Raw genomic sequence first — 4,537 nt, 5'->3', positions numbered from 1 at the left:
GATCCGAATTCCGTTTCCGGTGGCCGTTGGAGGGCCTTGCCTTTCGGCGTGTTTTCGACTTTAGCAGACTCACATCCGCCGAACCTAATCGGCTTCGTGCGATGCCTGCGGGTGTCAGAGGTGCTCCGTTGGATTTCCATCCACACGCGGAGCGATTCAGACTCTAGATCTGTCAGCGGCAAGCAGACCCTGCTCACCACAACCGTTTAAACCTACCTCCCCCGACAGCCCCCGTCAAGGGACCTGGGGAAGATTCTTTGTGCGATGCTCCGGAGGGGCTTGCCCGTCCGTTCACCGCGACCCTCAAACGTACGTACGCGGCCCCCCTGAGTCAAGGGATTCCCCGAAGATTCTTAACGCCGCAGGTCAGGCGGGGTAGCGGGGGTCAGGCCGCGAAGGAGGACGGTGGGCTCTCCAGCTCCTCCAGCTCGATACCGGGGGCGGCGAGCACCACGTCGCCGGCGATGTGGACCCTCCGGACCTCTCCGGTGTCCACCTCGCTGACCTGGTACTCGTCCACCATGAGGGGGCCGGTGTCCGTAGCGTGTCCGGTTCTGTCGAGGAGTGCCCAGGACTGGTCCAGGGTGAGGGGCGCGAGGACCGGATCGGTGAAGGCCACCAGGCGGACGCGAACGGCCCCGGCACCCGGTTCCAGCCGCAGCAGCCGGGAGACGGCGACCAGGAAGGCCGGGGAGGTGCCGGTGAAGGCGTGGGCCCGGACGTTGCCCTCGGTCGCGTGCTCCCCGGTGGGATCCGTGCGGACCCAGGTCACCCCGTCCAGGGCGGCGCCCCTGACCCGCCAGCTCGCCGCGTGCAGCTCGACCCTCAGGGGCCGGCCGAGCTCGTCGAGGGTGAGGTCCACCGATCCGGTGTGATCGCCGGAGGGTGAGGTCCGCTGGGCGACGTAGCGCCAGCCGCTGGGGCCGGGTGCGCACTGGAAGTGCTCCTCGCCCAGGGGCGTGTGATCGTGCGGGTCGTGGAGGGAATAGCGGCCGCGGGGCATGGTGAGGTCCTTGACGGGCGTCGGGCCCGCCCGGCCGGACGGCACGGACGGGCCCTGGGGCCCCGCCGGGGCGGGGCCGGGTCAGCGGCCGCCGACCGTGCGGTCGGCGGCGCCGTCGCGATCGGCGGAGTCGATCAGTAGCGGTAGTGGTCGGGCTTGTACGGACCCTCGACCGGGACGCCGATGTAGGCGGCCTGCTCGGGCCGGAGCGTGGTCAGCTTCGCGCCGAGCGCGTCCAGGTGGAGGCGGGCGACCTTCTCGTCCAGGTGCTTGGGGAGCACATAGACGTCGGTGGGGTACGACTCCGGCTTGGTGAAGAGCTCGATCTGGGCGATGGTCTGGTTCGCGAAGGAGTTGGACATCACGAACGACGGGTGACCGGTCGCGTTGCCGAGGTTCAGCAGGCGGCCCTCGGAGAGCACGATGATCTTCTTGCCGTCGGGGAAGGTCCAGGTGTGGACCTGCGGCTTGACCTCGTCCTTCACGATGCCCGGGACGGCGGCGAGCCCGGCCATGTCGATCTCGTTGTCGAAGTGGCCGATGTTCCCGACGATCGCCTGGTGCTTCATCCTGGCCATGTCGGAGGCCAGGATGATGTCCTTGTTGCCGGTCGTGGTGATGAAGATGTCGGCGGTCTCCACCACGTCGTCCAGAGTGGCGACCTGGTAGCCGTCCATCGCCGCCTGGAGCGCGCAGATCGGGTCGATCTCGGTGACGATCACCCGGGCGCCCTGGCCGCGCAGCGACTCGGCGCAGCCCTTGCCCACGTCGCCATAGCCGCAGACGACCGCGACCTTGCCGCCGATCAGCACGTCGGTGGCGCGGTTGATGCCGTCGACCAGGGAGTGGCGGCAGCCGTACTTGTTGTCGAACTTGGACTTGGTCACCGCGTCGTTGACGTTGATCGCCGGGAAGAGCAGCGTGCCGTCCCGCTGCATCTCGTAGAGGCGGTGGACGCCCGTGGTGGTCTCCTCGGTGACGCCGCGGATCTCCGAGGCCAGCTGCGTCCACTTGCGCGGGTTCTCGGCGATGGTGCGGTTCAGCAGCTCGAGGATGACGCGGTGCTCGTCGTTCTCGGCGGTGGTGACGTCAGGGGCGGCGCCGGCCTTCTCGTACTCGACGCCCTTGTGGACGAGGAGGGTGGCGTCGCCACCGTCGTCCAGGATCATGTTGGGGCCGCCGGTGGGGGTGCCGGGCCAGGTCAGCGCCTGCTCCGTGCACCACCAGTACTCCTCCAGGGTCTCGCCCTTCCAGGCGAAGACCGGGACGCCCTGCGGGTTCTCCGGGGTGCCCTTCGGGCCGACGGCGATCGCGGCCGCGGCGTGGTCCTGGGTGGAGAAGATGTTGCAGGAGGCCCACCGGACCTGGGCGCCGAGGGCGACCAGGGTCTCGATCAGCACGGCGGTCTGCACCGTCATGTGCAGCGAGCCGGTGATACGGGCGCCGGCCAGCGGCTGCTGCTCGGCGTACTCCCTGCGGATCGCCATCAGGCCGGGCATCTCGTGCTCGGCGAGGGTGATCTCCTTACGGCCGAAGGCAGCCAGGGAGAGGTCCGCGACCTTGAAGTCCTGACCGGAAACGGCTGTCGTCATGGATGCTGCTCCTCATCGATCGTGTGCGAGCGAGAGTGGTTCGGCTGGGCATGCGAAGCGACGGGCAGGGGCCCCGGCACAGCGGGCACACCTGTCCCTCCTACCTCACAGTGCGCAGTCCGTCGGAGGCCCTCTCTCCCTCGGCCGGCCCGCGGCGCGGACCGCCCGACCGCCATCAGCAGCGACGTCTGGCTCGGTCACGAATCTACACCGACCGGCGCACCGAACCCCAGCCCGCACCGGCCATCTTCGGCCGCGAGGCCAGACCCACAGCCGATGGCGGCGCTCCGGGAACTCGCGGTCCGCCCCGTCGCTTTGATCCCCGCTCGACGTATTGCACGATGCCGCGAGCGCGGGGACGCTTGCAGCTTCCCGCGCCCGCTCAACGCGTTGTTAAGGAGAACCACGTGACCAGTCCAGCCGATCCCCCCAACGGTGCGGGGGCCAGCGGACCAGGGCTCAAGCTGCTCGCGGTGACCGCCTGTCCCACGGGCATCGCCCACACCTATATGGCCGCCGAGAAGCTGGCTCAGTCGGCGGAGGCGCTCGGCCACCGCATGAAGGTGGAGACCCAGGGCTCGATCGGGGCCGAGAACGTCCTCTCTGACAACGATGTCAGAGAGGCCGACGGCGTGATCATCGCCGCCGACAAGGACGTCGACCGCAGCCGCTTCATCGGGAAGAGAGTGCTTGTCGTCGGGGTCGCCGAGGGCATCCACCACCCGGAGCGGCTGATCGAGCAGGTCCGTGAGGCGCCGGTGTACCGGGGTGACGGTGGCGGCAGGGGTGACGGTGGCGGCCGGAGCGCCGAGCGCGGCACCGCCTCGGCGGCTCCCGGCGGCGGTAAGGGGCGCGGCATCACCTATAAGGCGCTCATGAACGGCGTCTCGTACATGATCCCGTTCGTCGTGGTCGGCGGTCTGCTGATCGCGGTCTCGCTCGCCCTGGGCGGTGATACGACGTCCAAGGGCATCGTCATCCCCGACGACTCCTTCTGGAAGACGGTCAACGACATCGGGACCATCGGCTTCCAGCTGATGATCCCGGCCCTGTCCGGCTATATCGCCTACGCCATCGCGGACCGGCCCGCGCTCGTCCCCGGCATGGTGGGCGGCTGGATCGCGGCGCACGGCGAGCTGTACGACAGCGAGGCGGGCGCCGGCTTCATCGGGGCGATCGTCACCGGCTTCCTGGCCGGTTACCTGGTGCTGTGGATCAAGCGGATCAGGGTTCCGAAGTTCGTCCAGCCGATCATGCCGATCATCGTGATCCCGATCGTGGCGACCTCGGCGCTCGGCCTCTTCTTCATCCATGTCCTCGGCGAGCCGATCTCCTGGGTCTTCGAGCACCTCACCGACTGGCTCGGGGGGCTGACCGGCACCAGCGCGGCGCTGCTCGGCATCATCCTCGGGTTGATGATCGCGTTCGACATGGGCGGTCCGGTCAACAAGACCGCGTTCCTCTTCGGCGCGGGTCTGGTGTCCAAGAACCCCGAGGTCATGGGGGCGTGCGCGGCGGCCATTCCGGTTCCGCCGCTGGGCCAGGGGCTGGCCACGCTGCTGCGCCGCCGGATGTTCGACGACCAGGAGCGGGAGACCGGGCTCGCGGCGCTCTTCATGGGCTTCTTCGGCATCACCGAGGGGGCGATTCCGTTCGCCGCGGCGCGTCCGGCGCGGGTCATCCCGGCGAACATGGTGGGCGGCGCGGTCGCCGGGGCGATAGCCGGGGTGGCGTCGGTCGAGGACAACGTGCCGCACGGCGGTCCGATCGTCGCGGTGCTCGGCGCGGTCGGCGGGGTGCCGATGTTCCTCGTCGCGGTCGTCGTCGGTACGGCGGTCACCGCGCTGGTCACCCTCGCGCTGATGTCGGTGGGCGGCGGCCCGGCCGCGGCCGAGGCGGCCACCGCCGCCGCGGCACCCCCGGCCGCGCCCCCGGCCGCGCC

Annotated in this window: 3 protein-coding genes; 1 reads left to right on the top strand and 2 read right to left on the bottom strand. The window is 69.6% G+C overall.

The features are described 5' to 3' along the window. Positions 1–385: 385 nt before the first annotated feature. Together AXW62_RS39175 and ahcY are read right to left on the bottom strand one after the other, a co-directional pair. Complete coding sequence (locus AXW62_RS39175; protein WP_060948512.1) at positions 386–1,003, bottom strand: hypothetical protein; 618 nt, start codon at positions 1,001–1,003, stop codon at positions 386–388. A 134-nt stretch (positions 1,004–1,137) separates the two neighbouring features. Continuing rightward, positions 1,138–2,595, bottom strand: coding sequence for an adenosylhomocysteinase (gene ahcY / locus AXW62_RS39170; protein WP_030837066.1), 1,458 nt, complete (start codon positions 2,593–2,595; stop codon positions 1,138–1,140). A gap of 407 nt (positions 2,596–3,002) precedes the next feature. Here ahcY and AXW62_RS39165 point away from each other — a divergent pair. Then, positions 3,003–4,537, top strand: a 1,535-nt coding sequence (locus tag AXW62_RS39165) for a PTS fructose transporter subunit IIC (protein ID WP_060948511.1), incomplete at its 3' end; no start/stop codon positions are given.

The sequence above is a fragment of the Streptomyces hygroscopicus subsp. hygroscopicus genome (assembly GCF_001553455.1).
GTDB lineage: Bacteria > Actinomycetota > Actinomycetes > Streptomycetales > Streptomycetaceae > Streptomyces > Streptomyces hygroscopicus.
This window is presented reverse-complemented; position numbering and strand designations above follow the sequence as displayed.